The following is a 17,671-nucleotide window of genomic DNA, read 5'->3' as shown; positions in this document are numbered from 1 at the left end:
AGCGGCCAGATTGAAGCGTGCCGAGCGGCTGGATTGAAGATCCAGCCGCGGCCAGATTGCAGTCACCCTAGCGGCCAGATTGAAGATCAACTCCTTAGGTAAGCTGAATTTGGGGCCTGCACCTGCTAGAATAACTGACTGTGACCGGAGGAATCGACCTACTCGGCAGGCGTGCACAGAACTTGGTCGCCGAGGCGCTCGGCGACACCCGAGTCGTCTTGATCAACGGTGCGCGCCAGGCAGGCAAGAGCACGCTCGCCCGCATGATCGCGAACGATTCGTCCGTCGAGGTTCGCAATCTCGACCATCCTCAGGATCTAGCGGCAGCACATGCTGACCCAAGCGGGTTCGTCGACTTTGACAGGCTGATGGTCATCGACGAGATCCAGCGAGCACCGGAGCTCTTCCTGCCGATCAAGGCCGCAGTCGACGCAGACCCTCGTCCGGGCCGCTACCTGCTCACCGGTTCGTCGCAGATCCTTGCCCTTCGAGGACTCCCTGACACGTTGCCGGGCCGCAGCGAGACCATCGAACTATGGCCGCTGTCGCAAGGCGAGATCGATGGCACTCGAGACGATTTCGTCGACGCCGCGTTCACGCTGGGCCCTGATCTTTACCACCGCTCCGAACTCAGCCGTCGAGACTATGCCGACCGAGCGGTCCGGGGAGGATTCCCCGAGGCAGTCCGGCGAACCGAACCGCGCCGTCGTGCACGCTTCTTCCAGTCCTATCTCGAGGACTTGATCACCCGGGACATCCGGCAGCTGGGCGAGATTGAAAAGCTCGCCCAACTGCGCGCGATGCTGCGGCTCATAGCGGGCCGGAACGCCGGATTGCTCGTGCCGAACTCGCTCGGGAACGACGCCGGCCTGACTTATCACACCACCCAACGATATCTCAGCTTGCTCGAAGAGATCTTCTTGATCAAACGAATCCCCGCGTGGTCCCGCACCATCACAGCGCGCACGGTCGACACGCCCAAGGTCGCGTTCGTGGACACCGGGATCGCGGCGGATCTCGTGCAAGCCGAACCCGCCGCCCTCATCCGTCCGGGCGGCGAATTCGGCTCCCTCCTCGAAGGATTCGTCCTCATGGAACTCGCCAGGCAGCTTACGTGGTCCGATAATCGGGCCGAGCTGTACCACTACCGGACAAAAGACAAAGTCGAAGTGGACGCCGTCCTCGAAAACCCGCGCGGCCAAGTAGTCGCCATCGAAGTCAAGGCAGCCACCACTGTGACATCCGGCGACTTCCGCGGCCTCCGCCATCTCGAACAACGGCTCGGGGACGACTTCCTAGCCGGCTATGTGCTCCATACCGGACCCGACACGCTTCCGTTCGGAGCGAAATTCCGCGCACTGCCTATCAGCGCGCTATGGCAGCTCGCAGTTTGACCTACTTCTAAAACAACCCCTCCGCCAATTCCCGATAAACCCCCATCACCTCATCGTCATAAACCTGCAACCGCACCCCAGGCAACCCAGGATGCGTCTGGTACTTCTCCGTAATCACCTGCACCACAACATGATCGGCCCCAGCCGCCCGATGCTCCCCCAACCGCGCAACAACCGCGGAAACATCCCCCACCGCCACGAGATCGTCAATCAACCGATCAGACCCAGCCAAATCCTCATCCGTATACCCCAGCCGTCGCAAATTGCTGGCGTAATTCACCAACCCCAAATAAGGATGCTCCACCCGCCCCCGAGCGATCTCACGCCCCCGAACCACATCCGGACTCACCACCACCTTCTGCTCCGGCGCGACAAACCCAGCAGAACCTACCGCCTCCCGAGCAAGCCGCGTATGCGAAGGCGGAACCAAATACGGCACCACCCCACCAGCCCGCTCAGCAGCCAGCTCCAACATCCGGGGCCCTAACGCAGCGAGCACCCGCCCGGAAACCGGCACCCCGCCCTCGTCCAGCACATCGAGAAACCGCCGAACCGCGTCCATCGGCCGCTCATACCCCGCCGACTGCTCCCGATGCCCAACCCCGATCCCGAGCACAAACCGCCCGGGAAACCGCTCGCTGACCCGCTGATACGAGCGAGCCAGCACCGCCGGATCCCCCGACCAGACATTGACGATGCTCGACCCCACCACCAACGACTCAGTAGCCCCCAACAGCTCGTCGATCCCGGCCAGATCCACCCCAGGACCACCGAGCCACAGCCCGGAATACCCCAGCCGCTCGATCTCGGAAGCCATCGCCGGGGTCGTCAACGCCCCGGCCTGCCAAACGCCGTACCCGCGCAATCCGATCTTCATGTCACCAAGGTGGCGCGCAAAAAATGGACCAGCAAGTCCAAAAGCGCCGTACAAGAAAGGCCCCCTGGCGACCGGCGCCAAGGGGCCTTCCCGCAAAGACCGTCAGCCAGTAACCCCGTCCTGCGCAGCAGCCTTGGCCACCGCGGCAGCCACCTCCGGCGCGACCCGAGGATCCAGCGGACTGGGCACAATCCGATCCCGACCGAGATCATCCGAAGCCACCGCCACGATCGCGTCCGCGGCAGCCAGCTTCATGTTCTCCGTGATCGCCCGGGCCCCAGCGTCCAACGCCCCGCGGAACACCCCGGGGAACGCCAGCACGTTATTGATCTGGTTCGGGAAATCGCTACGCCCAGTGGCAACAATCGCCGCGTGCTGCGCGGCAACCGCCGGGTGCACCTCCGGGTCCGGATTGGACAGCGCGAACACAATCGAGTCGTCCGCCATCGTCGACAGCAGCGAAGGATCGATCGTCGCCCCGGACAGCCCGAGGAACACATCGGCCCCGCGCAACGCCTCGGCCAACCCGCCGGTCAGCCCGGCCTTGTTCGTGGTCTCCACCAGCTGCCGCTTGATCGGGTTCAAATCCTCCCGGCCGGCGTGCACGATGCCGCGCGAATCAAGCACCGTCACGTCCGCGACCCCGGCCGCGAGCAGGATCTTCGCGCAGGCCACCCCGGCCGCGCCCGCCCCGGACACCACGACGCGCTCGCCGGCGATGTCGCGGTCGAGCACCAGGTTCGCGCCACGCAGGGCGGCGAGGGTGACGATCGCGGTGCCGTGCTGGTCGTCGTGCATGACCGGGCAGTCCAGCGCTTCCTTGAGCTTGTCCTCCAGCTCGAAGCAGCGCGGCGCGGAGATGTCCTCGAGGTTGACCGCGCCGAACGACGGGCGCAGCCGCACCAGGGTCTCGACGATCTCGTCGACGTCGGTGGTGTCGAGCACCAGCGGGATCGAGTCCAGCCCGCCGAAGGTCTTGAAGAGGACCGATTTGCCCTCCATGACCGGCAGCGACGCGCTCGCGCCGATGTCCCCGAGGCCGAGCACCGCGGTGCCGTCGCTGACCACTGCCACGAGCCGGTCCGCCCAGGTGTACCGCTTCGCCTTGGCCGCGTCCTCGGCGATCGCGCGGCTCACCTTCGCCACGCCGGGCGTGTAGGCGATCGAGAGGTCGCGCGGGTCGGAGATCGGCCGGGTCGCCGCCACGGAGAGCTTGCCGCCCTCGTGCCCGGTGAAGATCTCGGCGTCGGTCACGGCCGCGACGGTGCTGGCCTGGTCGGTCATCGGGGTTCCTGTCGTGGAAATGACGGAAGCGGGCGGATGGGTCTGGGTCATCGAACGTACTCCTGGGACTGCGAGCGGGGGACCACCTGGTCGACGGGCGAACACGCCCGTCGCGTGTGGGAACTCGTCCTCCGGACGGCAGCCCAGCGCGGTAGCGCCGGCCTGTCGGCGAGGCGTCTGCACGGCCATCCGATCCGTGGGGTGTGGCGATGGCCGCCGACGCTGCGGTTCGTCAATCATGACAGGCCCCCGGTCGGACCCGACCCCTCGGTGCGGCTCATGTCACAGATTCGCGATTCCCAAGACGTCCGTCCGGTTTCGGAAGCAGTTCCGTTCCGGCGCCGTAAAACGCACTCGATATGGTGACGGCCATGGAGTTCCGCCCGCTCAAGGTCCCCGACGCTTTCGAGTTCGTCCCGCGCGTGTTCCCCGACGAACGCGGGCTGTTCGTCGCGCCGTTGCAGGAGGAGGCGTTCGTCCGCGCGGCCGGGCACCCGCTGCGGGTCGCGCAGACGAACCACAGCGTTTCCCGCGCGGGCTCGATCCGCGGCGTGCACTTCGCCGACACCCCGCCCGGACAGGCGAAGTACGTCTACTGCCCGAGCGGTTCGCTGCTGGACGTGGTGGTGGACCTGCGCGTCGGCTCGCCGACGTTCGGCGAATGGGACTCGGTACGGCTCGACTCGTCCGAATTCCGCGCGGTGTACGTGGCCGAGGGAATCGGGCACGCCTTCATCGCGCTGGAAGACAACACCGCGATGTCGTACCTCTGCTCGGAGCCCTACAACCCGGCGGGCGAGCACGGGATCAGCCCGCTCGACCCGGCACTGGACCTGCCGTGGCCCGCCGGACTGGCACCTATTGTGTCCGAAAAGGACAAAGCAGCGCCGACCCTGGCCGAAGCGCTCGACCAGGGTCTGCTGCCCTCCTACGCGGATTGCGTGGCGTACTACGAAAAGCTGCGGTCAGCGCACCGCTAGGCGCGCACGCCGTCCTCGGCGATGACCCGTTCGATATTGCGCTCGGCCAGCGCGGTGATCGTCACGAACGGGTTCACGCCGGTGCTGCCCGGAATCAGCGAACCGTCCGTCACGTACAGATTCCGGTAACCCTTCACGCGCCCGTAGTTGTCGGTCGCGTCGCCGAGCACCAATCCGCCGAGCGGGTGGTAGGTGAAGCGGTTCTCGAACGCCCGCGTGTCGCCGAAGAGGTCGTAGCGGTAGATCGTGGAGTTCGCCTTGTTGACCCGGTCGAACAACGATTTCGCCGCGTCGATCGACGGCTGCCCCTGGTCCGGAGTCCATTGCAGTTTCGCCGAATCGCTGGCGGCGTCGTAGGTGAAATGGCCGCGTTCGGGGTTCTTGGTGATCGCCAGGTACAGGCTCGCCCACGTCTCGAGCCCGGCGGGCACCGGCGCGATCTCGGCGAACACCGGATGCGTCGGGTTGTCCCAGTCGTCGATGCCGAGCGCGGGCATCCCGGCTTCGAGGCTGCCGGTCGTGTCCCACACATGGTTGGCGCGGCCGAGCATCACGTTGCCGTTGGTGCCCCAGCCCTGGCCGACAGCCTCGGACAGCCGCGGCAGCCGTCCGGTGTCGCGGGCGCGCACCAGCAGTTCGGTCGAGCCGAGGCTGCCCGCGCCGAGGAAGAGGTACTTCGTGGACAGATGCTTGGTGGACAGCACGTTGCCGAGCGCGTCGGACTCGCGCACGACGAGCGTGTACGTGCCGTCCTGCTGCTGAATGATCTCGCGGACCTCGCTCAGCGTCTGGATGGTCACGTGCCCGGTGCCGAGCGCGGCCGCGAGATACGTCTTGTCCAGCGAGCGTTTGCCGTGGTTGTTGCCGTAGATGACCTCGGACGCCAGCGCCGAACGCTCGACGGTGCCGGCCTCTTCCTGCTTCATGTAGTCGAAGTCGTAGACGCTCGGCACGAACGTGGTCTTCAAGCCGGTTTTCTGCGCGGCTTTCCGGGAAACGCGCGCGAACTGATACGACTTGCAGGTCTCGAACCAGTCCTCGTCGATGTGGTTCACGCCGAGGCCCGCGTTGGCGCGCGGGTAGTACTTGCCGTACATCTCGTCGGCGTCCACCTGCGGCAGGATTTCCTCGAAGTACGAACGCTTCGGCTGCACCGCCATCGCGCCGTTCACCAGCGATCCGCCGCCGACGCCGCGCCCGACGTACACCGACATCCCGCCGTAGTTCACCCGGTCCAGCACCCCGGCGTACGGATCGATGTCGTGGTTCGCGACGTCCAGCCACAGGAACGACGCGAGCGGCGCTTCAGTGCGCTTCTTGAACCACATCGACCGCCGGTCCGGCTTCAGCATGTCGCAGAAGACTTTGCCGTCCGGGCCCGCCTCGTTCCACAACTGGCCCATTTCGAGCATCACCGTGGGCACGCCCGCCTCGCCGAGTCGCAGCGCGGTGACCGCCGCGCCGTACCCGGTGCCGATCACCACCGCGGGCGAGTAGTCCGGCAGCGGTGGAGGCGTCGCCGCGCGCGCGGTCGTCGCCGAAATGCTGGTCAGTCCGAGGGCCGCGGCGGAGTTCAGCGCGGCGAGGCCGAGGAATCGGCGACGGTTGAGGGAGGCCATGCCCGGCATGCTGACCCGCTTCCGCGCACCCTGGCAAGGCTAAAATGAGCACTATTCGCATTTGCCCAGTAAACGGTGTTAAGTTTCACTCGGCCGGGGTAACGGGAAGTACAGGTTTCGCCGGTCAGGCGGCTTTCCGGGGCGTGACCCACACAGTGATCGTCGCGGTGACCACCTCAGTCCCGCGCGAGTCCACGATCCGCACCGGAACCGGAAGATCGAATCCCGCGGAGCCGAACTCGGGGATCTCCGGCAATTCGGCGATCGCGCGCAACCCCGTTCCGGCCTTCGCGACGTAACTCACTTCCATGCCCTTGGGCAGCCACCGGTGCGTGGCCGGGACGGTGGCCTCGGCCAGCATGCCCATCGCGATCTCGGCGAGGTTGCAGGCGGCGATCGCGTGGAAGGTCCGGATGTGGTTGTGCACACCCCACCACTTCGGCGCGGTCACCGAACAGTGCCCGGGACGGATCTCGCGGATGGTCGGCAAGACGGTGCCGAAGTAGGGCACGCGCAGGCACATCGCGGCGGAAAACAGCTGCTTGCCACCGGGTTTGGCGGCCAGCTTGCGCCACAGCCCGTACGTCGACGGCGAACCCATCAGCACCTCCCAGGTGAAGTTACTCACCAGTAGCCTCGCACACGACGAACCTGCCGGGCAAACCCGCCCCGGCTATATTCGGCCGCGTGGCACATCGGCTCTTTCTTCTCCGGCACGGCCAGACCGAATGGTCGTCGAACGGCAAGCACACCGGACGCACCGACATCCCGCTGACCCCGGCGGGCGAGGACCAGGCGCGCGCGGCGGGCGGCACCCTGCGAACCCTGCTCGGCGGGCCGGGGCTGGTGCTTTCCAGCCCGCGCGGCCGCGCGCTGCGCACGGCGGAACTCGCCGGCCTGCGCGTGGACGAGGTCACCGAGGACCTGGCCGAGTGGGACTACGGCGACTACGAAGGCGTCACCACGCCGGAGATCCGCGAGACGGTCCCGGACTGGACCGTCTGGACCCGCCCGATACCCGGCGGCGAAAGCGCGCAGGACGTACAGGCGCGCGCGGACAAGGTGCTCGACCGGGCCCGGCGCGAAATCGAGAACGGCGACGTCGTCCTGGTCGGACACGGGCACTTCAGCCGCGTGCTCGTCGCGCGCTGGCTCGGCCTGCCCGGCACCTCGGGTGTCCACTTCGGACTGGACCCGGCCGGTCTCGCGGTGCTCGGCGACGAGCGCGGCGAACCGCAGATCGAGCACCTGAACCTGCTGCCCGCGTTGGAGGGATGAAGTGACCGACCCCCGCGTACGGCGGATCCGGCCGGAAGACGTCGACGCCGTCGTGGAGCTCGTCTACGCGCTGGCCGAGTACGAACGCGCCCCGCAGGAATGTCATCTCACGTCCGAGCAGCTGCACGGCGCGCTGTTCGGCGAGGCACCGGCGCTGTTCGGCCACGTGGCCGAAGTGGACGGCGAGATCGCCGGATTCACCTTGTGGTTCTTGAACTTCTCCACCTGGCGCGGCACGCACGGGATCTATCTGGAAGACCTGTACGTCCGCGAGGAACAGCGAGGTTCGGGCCTCGGCAAGGTGCTGCTGGCGACGCTGGCCGCCGAGTGCGTGGACAAGGGCTATCACCGGCTGGAGTGGTCGGTGCTCAACTGGAACCCGGCGGTCGGCTTCTACCGGGCGCTCGGGGCGTTGCCGCAGGACGAGTGGTCGGTGTATCGGCTGACGGACGAGCCGCTGAAGGTGCTCGCCAAGGAGGCCTGAGTCGTGCGTGCTGCTCACGGTTCTCACCGTGAGCAGCACGCACGAGTCCCCTTACGGCTTAGGCAACGGCAGCCCCGGCAGGCTCTGGTCCGCCGGGACGACGCCGTCTACCAGATAGTCGTCGACCACCCTGTCCACCGCCTTGTTGCCGCCGATCCCGTAAATCCCGTGGTCGCCTTCCCCGGTGACGGTCAGCATCCGCGAGTTCTGGAACGCGGCATGCGCCTTCCGCACGCCTTCGATCGGCGTAGCCGGGTCGTGCTCGGACTGGACGATCACCACCGGCGGCACGCCCTTCCCGTTCAGCACCGGCATCGGCCGCGGCTTGCCCGGCCAGAACGCACAGACCTGCGTCGACATCCACAGCGAGCTGTGCAGGGTCACGCCCCGGTCGAGGTATTCCTGCGACCGGCGGATCAGCGACTGCCGGTCGCCCGTCCACGGCCCGTCATTGCACAGGGTCGTGATCAACGTCGACACCATCGCGTCATCAGCACCGGCCTGGGCCGCCACGTCCATCGGACCGGACTTCTTCGCCTCCGACAACGTCTTGCCGAGCGCCGCGCGAGCGTCGCCCTTGGCTTGCGCCGAAGCCCGCGCGTCGGTCAGCGTTTTGACCTGGACCAGCACGGTGGCGATCGCCGGGAACTGGCTCTTGGCCTTGAGCGCGCCGATGATGAAGGAGTCCAGTTTGACCGCGCCGATCTTCGTGCCGTTCACCTCGACCGGCTCGCGGGCCAGCGCGTACCGGACGCTTTCGTAGGTTTGCCGGGCCGCCTCGCCGCGAGTGCCGAAGTGGTACTTGGCGTCGTAGCGGGCAAGCCACGGCAGGAAGTCCTGTCGCCAGCGCCGTTCGTAGCCCGCCGGCTGGAAGTCGAACGACTGCTGCCAGGTCCCGGTGAACTGGGTCGAGGAATCGAGCACGAACCGGCCGGTGTGCTGCGGGAACTGCTGGGCGTAATGCGCGCCGAGCCAGGTGCCCGCCGAGTACCCGATCCAGTTGATCTTGTCCCGGCCGAGCAGGGTCCGCAGCAGGTCGAGGTCCCGCACGTTCTGGAAAGTGCTGATCAGCTCCGCCAGTTCGCCCGAGGCCTCGTGACAGGCGGTCGCGACGTACTGGACGGCGTCGACGATCTGGTTGAGATTGCGCGGGTCGCGGTCGCGCGGGTCGAGACCTTCACCTGTGCTGGCCGCGCCGCCGCAGGTGACGTTGGTGCTGCGGCCGGTGCCGCGGGTGTCGATGCCGATGATCTCCTGATGCTCGCGCAGCTTGCTCTGGCCGCGCAGCATTGCCGGGAACCAGCGGCCGGGTCCGCCGGGGCCGCCCGGGTTGGTGAGCACCGACGCCGTCGTGGCGCCGGTGGACTTGAGCCTGCTGATCGCGATGGTCAGGTCCTGTCCGTCGTCCGGACGGTCCCAGTCCCGGGGCGTGCGGTAGCCGGCGCATTCGAGCCCGGAGATGTCCGTGCCCGGCGGCAGATCGGCCAGCTCGCCCGGGGCACAGGCGTGCCAGTCCAGCGCTTGGCCGGTGTAGCGGGCCGGGATCTCAGCGGTGCCCGCCGCTGCCGGTAATCCGCCGGCGAGCAGTCCGCACACGACCGCTGTGCTGGTCACGACGAGACGCAGTCTCCTCATGGGTTCCCCTCTTCGGAATTCGGATGAATTCGGTTGCGCGGTACCGATTCCATCGCCAGAGAGGGGTCACGACCAGTGTCGCCGCGTCACCTGTCCGCTATGACGTGACGTCACTGTCGCTCAGTCCTGTTCGCGGCGCTCCCGCTCGGCACGCCGTCCCGCGAGACCGCCGCGCTCGGCCGCCTCTTCCTCGGTCTCGTCGTCGTGCATTCCGAGCGCCCACGCCCGCGACGGACGGCGGAACAGCAGCACCAGCGCCGCCAGCCCGAACAGCCCGATCGGCACGCCCCACAGCGGCTGTCCGGACGGCCCGAGCAGGTACCAGCCGACCCCGATCACCAGCAGCGCCACGACGACGCCGGGCGAGCGCGCCCACGTCTGCCCGAGCAGCAGCCCGACCGAGGCGGCGAGAAAGATCAGCGCCAGCACCGCGTAGGTGCCGAATTCGGCCCACACGTTGTTGCCCGGGATCGGCGGGTTCTGCAGCCCGTGCACCAGCAGCACCACGCCGAAGACCAGCAGGCCCAGCCCGGGCAGCCCGGTCAGGACGCCGGCGAGGCGGACCTCGAGCGGGGTGGGCGGCGGGTTCTCGGGATGCGACACGGGCGCGGCCCTTTCAGCTGCTGTGCGGAACTTCGCGGGAACTTCCGGGCGGGGGCACAGCCACCCGACCAGCGCGAGTCACCGTGCGTGAGCACTACCGATCGTATGCCACCCGGTCGGCCGTTTTCCGGGGCGGCGGGCGAAGAGAAAATCGGGGTAGTCGTGGATGAGCGGGCGGTCGGCCCGGGTGCACTTGTCACGACGCGCGGAGTTTTCGCCGTCTGCAGAGGAGGACCGCCCGCCACAGGGTCGCCAAGGTCACCGAGCCGGGACGGCGCGCGCGAGCGGCTGAGCTTCGCGTCACCATGTGGCGCTGGAGGTACGTCCGCCGGGCGGAAAGCACTTACCCTGCGGTAGTGCGCGCCATCCTCGTCGTGAACCCCCAGGCCACCTCGACCACCGCGGGTGGCCGGGACGTGCTGGCGCACGCGCTGGCCAGCCAGGTGAAGCTGGACGTCGTCGAAACCGACTATCGCGGGCACGCGCTCGCGGTGGCCCGGTCAGCGGCCCGCGACGGCTACGACCTGGTGGTGGCGCACGGCGGCGACGGCACGGTCAACGAGGTCGTCAACGGCCTGCTCGCCGATTCCGCGGGCGCTCCCGGACGCTCCGGGTCCGTCCCGATGCTCGGCGTGGTGCCGGGCGGCTCGGCCAACGTGTTCGCGCGCGCGGCCGGCCTGCCCGCCGACCCGGTCGAGGCGACCCACCAATTGCTCACCGCGCTCGAAACCGAACGGACCCGGCGGATCGGCCTCGGACTGGCCGACGGGCACTGGTTCACCTTCAACGCGGGGCTCGGCTGGGACGCCGACGTCGTCGGCCGCGTCGCGAAACGGCGCGGCAAGCAAACCAGCGCGAGCCTCTATCTGCGGGCCGCCGTCCGCTCCTACTTCCGTCCTCCGCTCGGGCGGCCGGCGCTGACCGTCCGGATCCCCGGCGAGGAACCGGCCGAGGCGGTGACGGCGTTCGTGTCGAACACCGATCCGTGGACTTACCTCGGGGAACGCCCGGTCCACCTCAACTCCGGCTGCTCGTTCGAGACCGGATTGGGCCTGTTCGCGTTGAACGGTCTGCGATTGCCCACCGTGTTCACGCATGTACGGCAAGCTCTCCTCACGGAGAGCGATCAGCACGGCCGCCGTCTGCTCCGCCGCGACGATGTGCCTCTGATCCGCATCGACGCAGCTGAACCGGTCAACTTCCAGGTCGACGGGGACCTCGTCGGGCAACGCACCCGGGTCGAGTTCCAGAGCGTTCCGGATGCACTCACCGTAGTCGGATGACGAGGTGACCACTGATCGCCCGCGGCAAAGTGCGCCCTGCCGCTCGGCGACGCAAACCCTCCGTTCACCGCACCGGCCTTCCGGCGAGCGGACCTTTTCAGAACGAAACCGCAGGTCAGAGGCATAGCTCGGCCGGGTGAGCTGACTCACCGATCTTGTCGAAACACTTGTCGAACGCGGTGCTTCGTGAAAGCATTCACAAGCACCCAAAAACACGACCGCCACTACTGTGGCGCGGCCCTCCCGCGTCACTGTGAAGGAGCTCACGAACATGGACTGGCGCCACGACGCGGCCTGCCGAGACGAGGACCCCGAGCTGTTCTTCCCGGTGGGGACCAGCGGTCCGGCTCTGTTGCAGGTCTCCGAGGCGAAGGCCGTGTGCCACCGCTGCCCCGCAGCTTCCGACTGCCTGGCCTGGGCTTTGGCCAGCGGCCAGGACGCCGGCGTCTGGGGCGGAATGAGCGAAGACGAGCGACGCGCGCTCAAGCGCCGCCGTACGCACATCGGCACGCGTACCACCGCCTGAGTCTCACGACTCAGCTGCAGCACCCAGAATCGCAAGCACCACCACCCCGGACCGGACTTTCGCCCGGCGGGCATTCGCGTGCCCGTGCCGCACATGGCGACACATACCCGGTTCGAGCGTAACAACCGAGGTCGGCCACCCCGCATCCGGGTGCCGCCTCACCCAGGACTATCCAAGTCCTCCCGCGGAACGTTGAACGGGCCGGTACCGCCGAGCTTCACTGGTACTGGCCCTTCAACGCGTCTGGGGTCCGATGCCAGGGACTTCAGCCGTGCGCTCGGCAGCCTGCAACGGACGCCACACCCGCCTCAACATCAGGCCTGCGCGCTTGCCCTCGTCCGTGAGGGGAACCCTGAGGGACTCAGAGTCCCTCAGGGTTCCCCTCACGGACAGCACACTCGCATCGCCGCGCCGTTTTAAAGTCTCCGGCAACGCGTCTGGGGTCCGATGTGGACACCTCAGGCTTCGAGAGCCCAGCGCACGTAACGCATCTTGGGCGTGAACCCGGCGCGCTCGAAAACTCCAGGAGCTCCGGCCTCGCTCGCTGAATCGACGATGAGGCTGGCTTGGTCGTATCCGTGCTCGGCGGCGGTCCGCAGCGCGTGTGCGATGCCCGCGCTGGCGAGTCCGCGTTTCCGGTAGCCGGGAATGGTGCCGATCACCATGAAGTGCGCGTCGCGGACGCCGGTCACCTCGGTGTCGGCGGCCCACGACAGGGTGAGCACGAGACTCGCCGGAACGCCGGTTTCCTTGTCCCGCAGCAGAAAGCTGAGTTCCGGCCGCAGAGCGTGACTGGCGAATTTGTGCTGCCACGCGTCCGCGGGCAGCGGCGGCGCGTTCCAATGGTCCGCAAAGGACTCGTTGCGGACGAGCCGGAACTCGTCGGCGTTCTCGGCCGACCACCGCTCGACGTGAAACCCGCCGGGCATCGGCGCGACCGCGCCGCCCAGCGGATGTTCCATCCGCTGGAAATACCGGACCGGCGCGAACCCTTGCGAGCGAACGAGTTCCGGCACGCCCTCGATGTGCTCTGCTTTGTGGACGTCCACAAAGAGCCTCAGCTCCGGGTGGTGCGCCGCGTGCACCGTTCTCGCCGCTGCGATCCCGGCTTTCACGAGCGTGGCGCCGATTCCGCGGCGGCGGTGGGCCGGATGCACCCCGCCGTCGAGAAACACCCGGTCGACCTCGTTCGCGAACAGCTTGTAGCGGACTTTCATGTAGCCGACCATGCGGTCGCCGTCGAACGCGGCGAGGCTCGCGCGTTCGAGATCGGCGTACGGATCGATCAGCTCCTGGAGCGTGTCTTCCGCGGTGTAGTACTCGCCGATCCGGTCGACTGCCTCGATGTCGTTGAGCAGATCGGCCGACGACTGGGCGTCCGCTTTCGTGAGCGGCCGCCACGTGAGTCCGGTCATACGGCGGACATTAACCAGCCGCCGCCGAACTGTCGCCGGGTTTTCTAGAGCCGCCGCGACAGCGGAATCCGCAGCGCCGCCTCGGTGCCCGGGACCCGGTTGCCCGCCTCGTCGGTCCGGACCTGGCGCAGCGAAAGCGATCCGCGCAGCTCCGATTCGACCAGCGTCCGCACGATCTGCAGGCCGAGCCCGTCGCTGCGCTCCAGCGAGAACCCGGACGGCAGGCCGCGGCCGTTGTCGCGGATCAGGATGTCCAGCCAGCGCGCCGACCGCTCCACGATCAGCTCGACCTTGCCCGGCCGTCCCTGCGGGAACGCGTGCTCAATCGCGTTCTGCACCAGTTCGGCCAGCACCATCACCAGCGGCGTCGCGATCTCGGCCACGACCACGCCGAACGAGCCCTTGCGCGTCATGCCGACCTGCGATTCCGCGGTGGCGACCTCGCCGACCATCGGGAGCACGTTGTCGAGCAGCTTGTCCAGGTCCACGCGCTCGTCGACGGAGATCGACAGCGCCTCGTGCACCATCGCGATCGACGACACCCGCCGCACCGATTCGCCCAGCGCCAGCCGGGCCTCTTCGCTCGTGGTGCGCCGCGACTGCAGCCGCAGCAGCGCGGCGACGGTCTGCAGGTTGTTCTTCACGCGGTGGTGGATCTCGCGGATCGTGGCGTCCTTCGACATCAGCGCGCGGTCGCGGCGCTTGACCTCGGTGACGTCGCGGACCAGCACCAACGCGCCCGCGGGCTGCCCGGCCGGGCGCAGCGGCAGCGCACGGAACAGCACGACCGCGCCGCGCTTCGAGTCGGCCTCGGTGCGGGTGGACGGCTTGCCGTCCAGGGCCTCGATGATCCGGTGCGACACCTCGGTGGCGTCGAACGGGTCGCGGATCAGCGACCGGGTGAGCGGGGCCAGCCGCTGCCCGACGAGGTCCGATTCGTGGCCCATCCGGTGGTAGGCGGACAGGCCGTTGGGGCTGGCGAACACGACAGTGCCGGCCTGGTCGAGCCGGACGAGACCGTCGCCGACGCGGGGACTGGTGTGCGTGTCGGTCTGGTTGCCGCCGGCGGGCGGGAAGGTGCCGTCCACGATCATCTGGCACAGGTCGCCCGCGCTGCCGAGGTAGGCGATCTCCAACGGGCTCGGCACGCGCGGCGCGGCGAGGTTGGTCTCGCGGCTCAGCACGGCGATCACCTCGCCGCCGAAGCTCACCGGCACCGCTTCGCGGCGCATCGGCAGGTCGCGGTACCAGTGCGGGTCTTCCTCGCGGCAGATCTTGACCTCGCGCATGGCCTTGGCCAGCTGCGGATGCTCGTCCACGGTGAACCGGGTGCCGACGACGTCCTCGGGATGCGCGGTGGGCGCGGTGGTCGGCCGGGCGTGCGCGACGCACACGAAATCGCCGCCGTCGGGCTGGTGTTCCGCGGAAACCGGAACCCAGAGCAGGAAATCGGCGAACGACAGGTCGGCCAGCAGCTGCCACTCCGCGACGACGGTCTGCAGGTGGTCGGCCGCTTCACCGGGGAGGCCGGTGTTCTCGGCGAGCAGGTCGGAAAGGGTCGACACGGCTACCGGCCGCCCTCGAATGCGGTGAGTTCGTTCATGCCTGCGCACCTCCTGAGTCCATCCAACCAGAGCGCAGGAGCGGGTGCCGCCGAGGTGTCTCCGGCCCGCATGCCACACTTGAGCGGTTGACCCGTGCCCGGCCGGTGTGTCGAACCCCGCCCCGGGACACTCAGCGCACACCGAGGAGAGAACATGTCGAAGCGCGCCCGCAAGCGTCGCGACCGCAAGAAGAACGGCGCCAACCACGGCAAGAAGCCCAACGCCTGAGTCAGCGCCAGGACCTGACACGGCCCCCGCACCGGATCGGTACGGGGGCCGTTGTCGTGTGGTGGTCAGTCGCGGCTGGTGCGCTGTTCCACGGTGATCTCGGTGCGCTCCACGGTGACGCCGCCCTGCGTGGCGACGGTCTGCCGGATGGAGGCGCGCAGCCTGCTCTTCAGCTCCGCCGGGGCGAGGTCGCCGCCGCATTTGCGGGCGAGCAGGTGCTTGAGCTGCTCGTCGATGCCGTACTCCTCGAGGCACGGCGGGCAGTCCTCGATGTGCCTGCGCAGTTCCGCGTCCCGCTCCGGACTGCATTCGCGGTCCAGCAGCAGGTAGATCTCCGCGAGCGCGTCCTCGCAGGGCATCTTCTCCGCGGGCACGTCTTCCGAGCTCATCGTTTCGCCACCTCCTCGCGGTTCCCCCGGATGAAGCCGCGCTCGCGCGCGACGTCGGCCAGCAGGTCGCGCAGCTGCGCGCGGCCGCGGTGCAGCCTGGACATCACGGTGCCGATCGGAGTGTCCATGATCTCGGCGATCTCCTTGTACGCGAAGCCCTCGACGTCGGCGAGGTAGACCGCGAGCCGGAACTCCTCGGGCAGCTTCTGCAAAGCGGCCTTGACGTCGGTGTCCGGGAGATTGTCCATCGCCTCGACCTCGGCCGAGCGAAGGCCGCTCGAGGTGTGGCTTTCCGCCCTGGCGATCTGCCAGTCGCTGATCTCGTCCGTGGGCTGCTGCACCGGCTGCCGCTGACGTTTGCGGTAGCCGTTGATGTAGGTATTGGTGAGGATGCGGTACATCCACGCCTTGAGGTTCGTGCCTGCCTTGAAGGACGCGAACGCCGCGTACGCCTTCAGGTAGGTCTCCTGGACCAGGTCCTCGGCGTCGGACGGGTTGCGGGTCATCCGCATAGCGGCCGCGTACAGCTGGTCGAGCAGGGGCATCGCGTCGCGCTCGAAGCGCTCGGCGAGCTCCAGCTCGTCGGCCGCCGTCTCCGGCGCGGAGTTGGGGGTGCTCGGCAAACCGTTCCCTTCCCGTTCGGCGTCGATGCGCGTCTGCGCATACGGCAGCACCGAGTTTACGCGGGGGTTCGGGAAGCCGGTCCCGGGACGGCTCCTTGCGGGGCGGGAAATGGCGAGCGTGGTGGTCACGATGGTTGTAACAGAACGTGCCGACCGGGCATTCCCGGCCTGTTTCGTAGACTTCCCCGCATGGCGGGCAAGGGCACTCCGGCGACGGCGCTGCTGCAGAAGCAGAAGGTGACGCACACCGTGCACACCTACGACCATGATCCCCGGGCGGAGTCGTTCGGCCTGGAAGCGGTGGAAGCGCTGGGCCTGGAACCCGGCCGGGTGTTCAAAACGCTGGTCACGGACGTGGACGGGAAACTCGTCGTCGGCGTGGTTCCCGTCACCGGCCAGCTGGACCTGAAAGCCCTGGCCGCCGCGGCCGGAGGCAAAAAAGCGAAAATGGCCGACCCCGCTGCTGCCCAGCGGGCCACCGGGTACGTCCTCGGCGGAATTTCGCCGCTCGGCCACCGGAGCCGCCTGCCGGTGGTCCTGGACGGCTCAGCGCTGAACTACCCGACAATGTTCTGCTCCGGTGGCCGACGAGGTCTTGAGGTGGAGCTGGACCCGGCCGAGCTGGTGCGCCTCACTGGTGCGGTGGTGGCTGGGATCGCAGCTGGTTAAGCCGCTTCCAGAACGAAGAACAGGAAGCAGAGGAAAGCTTCCTTGCCCTGCATTTCGTCAGGGAACTTCTCACGCGCGCCTTCCGCCGGATACGGCTCGCTGACCACTGACGTGCGGAACCCGGCCTTGGTGAATTCGTCGGTCATCGCGTGCAGCGGACGGTGCCAGTACTCGAGCACGCCCTTTTGGCCGTTGAACGTGTACTCCTCGGACCACCGTTCGGTGGCGAAGTAGTTGCCCTCGGGGTGGATGATTTTGTAGATGACCGGGTGGTTGACCGCCAGGATCAGCCGCCCGCCGGGCCGGATGATCCGCCGCAATTCCGCCAGCGGCGCGGTCCAGTCCTCCAGGTAATGAAGGACCAAGGCCGCGATGACGTCGTCGAACTGCTGGTCGGCGTAAGGCAGCGGCTGGCTGATGTCGGCGACCCGGAGGTCCGCGTCTTCACCGAGTCTCTGCCGCGCTAGGCGGACCATGGTGGCGCTGAAGTCGAAGCCGCTCACGTGCGCGCCTCGGTCCCGCAACGAGGCGAACAACGGTCCCGCGCCGCAGCCCGCGTCGAGGATCTTGCGGCCGGTCACGTCGCCAGCGAGGTCCAGAATCGCTGGTCGGGTGTAGTAGGCGTTGATGAGACTGTGCTCGGTTTCGATCGCGTAGGCCTCGCCGAAGGTGTCGTAGTCATTGGCGAGGCTCTCGTCGGAAGCGTTGGCAGTCATGAAATCCGGCCGTGTCATGACAACCGTGTAAGCCGCGGATGGACCAAGATCGGGTCGCTGACGG

General features: G+C 67.9%; 19 protein-coding genes. 8 read left to right on the top strand and 11 right to left on the bottom strand.

Annotation, left to right across the window (positions count from 1 at the left end; genetic code table 11):
- The first annotated feature begins 140 nt into the window (after window positions 1–140).
- Window positions 141–1,394, top strand: a complete 1,254-nt coding sequence (locus ACFORO_RS08820) for an ATP-binding protein (RefSeq protein ID WP_377867865.1) — start codon at window positions 141–143, stop codon at window positions 1,392–1,394.
- 7 nt (window positions 1,395–1,401) lie between these two features.
- Here the strand turns inward: ACFORO_RS08820 and ACFORO_RS08815 are convergent, their stop codons facing one another.
- Entirely contained in the window at window positions 1,402–2,271 is an 870-nt protein-coding gene (locus ACFORO_RS08815; RefSeq protein WP_377867866.1) for a TIGR03620 family F420-dependent LLM class oxidoreductase, read from the bottom strand.
- A gap of 102 nt (window positions 2,272–2,373) precedes the next feature.
- Complete coding sequence (locus tag ACFORO_RS08810; RefSeq protein ID WP_377867879.1) at window positions 2,374–3,555, bottom strand: NAD(P)-dependent malic enzyme; 1,182 nt, start codon at window positions 3,553–3,555, stop codon at window positions 2,374–2,376.
- 371 nt (window positions 3,556–3,926) lie between these two features.
- Here ACFORO_RS08810 and ACFORO_RS08805 point away from each other — a divergent pair, with 371 nt between their 5' ends.
- Entirely contained in the window at window positions 3,927–4,535 is a 609-nt protein-coding gene (locus ACFORO_RS08805) for a dTDP-4-dehydrorhamnose 3,5-epimerase family protein (RefSeq protein ID WP_377867867.1), read from the top strand.
- Here ACFORO_RS08805 and ACFORO_RS08800 read toward each other — a convergent pair.
- Entirely contained in the window at window positions 4,532–6,154 is a 1,623-nt protein-coding gene (locus tag ACFORO_RS08800; RefSeq protein WP_377867868.1) for a GMC oxidoreductase, read from the bottom strand. The genes ACFORO_RS08805 and ACFORO_RS08800 overlap by 4 nt on opposite strands.
- Window positions 6,155–6,278: 124 nt before the next feature.
- Window positions 6,279–6,755 carry a hotdog fold domain-containing protein gene (locus tag ACFORO_RS08795; RefSeq protein WP_354750376.1) on the bottom strand — a complete coding sequence of 159 codons (477 nt, stop codon included), beginning with the start codon at window positions 6,753–6,755 and terminating at the stop codon, window positions 6,279–6,281.
- Window positions 6,756–6,841: 86 nt separating this feature from the next.
- On the opposite strand from ACFORO_RS08795, the gene ACFORO_RS08790 reads away from it, so the two are divergent.
- Together ACFORO_RS08790 and ACFORO_RS08785 are read left to right on the top strand one after the other, a co-directional pair.
- Window positions 6,842–7,432 carry an acid phosphatase gene (locus ACFORO_RS08790; protein WP_344270839.1) on the top strand — a complete coding sequence of 197 codons (591 nt, stop codon included), beginning with the start codon at window positions 6,842–6,844 and terminating at the stop codon, window positions 7,430–7,432.
- A gap of 1 nt (window position 7,433) precedes the next feature.
- Complete coding sequence (locus tag ACFORO_RS08785; RefSeq protein ID WP_009082938.1) at window positions 7,434–7,916, top strand: GNAT family N-acetyltransferase; 483 nt, start codon at window positions 7,434–7,436, stop codon at window positions 7,914–7,916.
- A gap of 51 nt (window positions 7,917–7,967) precedes the next feature.
- Here the strand turns inward: ACFORO_RS08785 and ACFORO_RS08780 are convergent, their stop codons facing one another.
- Both ACFORO_RS08780 and ACFORO_RS08775 read right to left on the bottom strand, forming a co-directional pair.
- Window positions 7,968–9,551: an alpha/beta hydrolase gene (locus ACFORO_RS08780; protein WP_377867869.1), complete on the bottom strand. Its 1,584-nt coding sequence runs from the start codon at window positions 9,549–9,551 to the stop codon at window positions 7,968–7,970.
- Window positions 9,552–9,671: 120 nt separating this feature from the next.
- Window positions 9,672–10,154, bottom strand: a complete 483-nt coding sequence (locus ACFORO_RS08775; RefSeq protein WP_370934327.1) for a hypothetical protein — start codon at window positions 10,152–10,154, stop codon at window positions 9,672–9,674.
- A 356-nt stretch (window positions 10,155–10,510) separates the two neighbouring features.
- Here ACFORO_RS08775 and ACFORO_RS08770 point away from each other — a divergent pair, with 356 nt between their 5' ends.
- Together ACFORO_RS08770 and ACFORO_RS08765 are read left to right on the top strand one after the other, a co-directional pair.
- Window positions 10,511–11,437 carry a diacylglycerol/lipid kinase family protein gene (locus ACFORO_RS08770; protein ID WP_116202565.1) on the top strand — a complete coding sequence of 309 codons (927 nt, stop codon included), beginning with the start codon at window positions 10,511–10,513 and terminating at the stop codon, window positions 11,435–11,437.
- A gap of 271 nt (window positions 11,438–11,708) precedes the next feature.
- On the top strand, window positions 11,709–11,963 hold the full coding sequence (locus ACFORO_RS08765; protein WP_009082948.1) for a WhiB family transcriptional regulator: 255 nt from the start codon (window positions 11,709–11,711) through the stop codon (window positions 11,961–11,963).
- A gap of 458 nt (window positions 11,964–12,421) precedes the next feature.
- Here ACFORO_RS08765 and ACFORO_RS08760 read toward each other — a convergent pair whose 3' ends face one another.
- Complete coding sequence (locus tag ACFORO_RS08760; RefSeq protein ID WP_377867870.1) at window positions 12,422–13,378, bottom strand: GNAT family N-acetyltransferase; 957 nt, start codon at window positions 13,376–13,378, stop codon at window positions 12,422–12,424.
- A gap of 44 nt (window positions 13,379–13,422) precedes the next feature.
- Window positions 13,423–14,943: a sensor histidine kinase gene (locus ACFORO_RS08755; RefSeq protein ID WP_344270812.1), complete on the bottom strand. Its 1,521-nt coding sequence runs from the start codon at window positions 14,941–14,943 to the stop codon at window positions 13,423–13,425.
- A 192-nt stretch (window positions 14,944–15,135) separates the two neighbouring features.
- Between ACFORO_RS08755 and ACFORO_RS08750 the strand changes: the two genes are divergently transcribed.
- Window positions 15,136–15,210 carry a 50S ribosomal protein bL37 gene (locus tag ACFORO_RS08750; protein WP_098515123.1) on the top strand — a complete coding sequence of 25 codons (75 nt, stop codon included), beginning with the start codon at window positions 15,136–15,138 and terminating at the stop codon, window positions 15,208–15,210.
- 65 nt (window positions 15,211–15,275) lie between these two features.
- On the opposite strand, the gene rsrA is transcribed toward ACFORO_RS08750, so the two are convergent.
- On the bottom strand, window positions 15,276–15,599 hold the full coding sequence (gene rsrA, locus ACFORO_RS08745; RefSeq protein ID WP_116202568.1) for a mycothiol system anti-sigma-R factor: 324 nt from the start codon (window positions 15,597–15,599) through the stop codon (window positions 15,276–15,278).
- The gene (locus ACFORO_RS08740; protein ID WP_037355674.1) at window positions 15,596–16,222 is read right to left on the bottom strand and encodes a sigma-70 family RNA polymerase sigma factor; all 627 of its coding nucleotides are present in this window, start codon (window positions 16,220–16,222) and stop codon (window positions 15,596–15,598) included. Before ACFORO_RS08740 ends, rsrA begins: the two co-directional genes overlap by 4 nt.
- Window positions 16,223–16,411: 189 nt before the next feature.
- Here ACFORO_RS08740 and ybaK point away from each other — a divergent pair, with 189 nt between their 5' ends.
- The gene (gene ybaK / locus ACFORO_RS08735; RefSeq protein WP_377867871.1) at window positions 16,412–16,891 is read left to right on the top strand and encodes a Cys-tRNA(Pro) deacylase; all 480 of its coding nucleotides are present in this window, start codon (window positions 16,412–16,414) and stop codon (window positions 16,889–16,891) included.
- Here the strand turns inward: ybaK and ACFORO_RS08730 are convergent.
- A complete protein-coding gene (locus tag ACFORO_RS08730; RefSeq protein ID WP_377896516.1) occupies window positions 16,888–17,625 on the bottom strand; it encodes a class I SAM-dependent methyltransferase in 738 nt (245 codons plus the stop codon). The genes ybaK and ACFORO_RS08730 overlap by 4 nt on opposite strands.
- Window positions 17,626–17,671 lie beyond the last annotated feature (46 nt).

This window comes from Amycolatopsis halotolerans (genome assembly GCF_042647905.1).
GTDB classification, from domain to species: Bacteria; Actinomycetota; Actinomycetes; order Mycobacteriales; family Pseudonocardiaceae; genus Amycolatopsis; species Amycolatopsis halotolerans.
The sequence above is the reverse complement of the archived record's forward strand: the minus strand, read 5'-3'. Positions and strand labels throughout refer to the sequence as shown.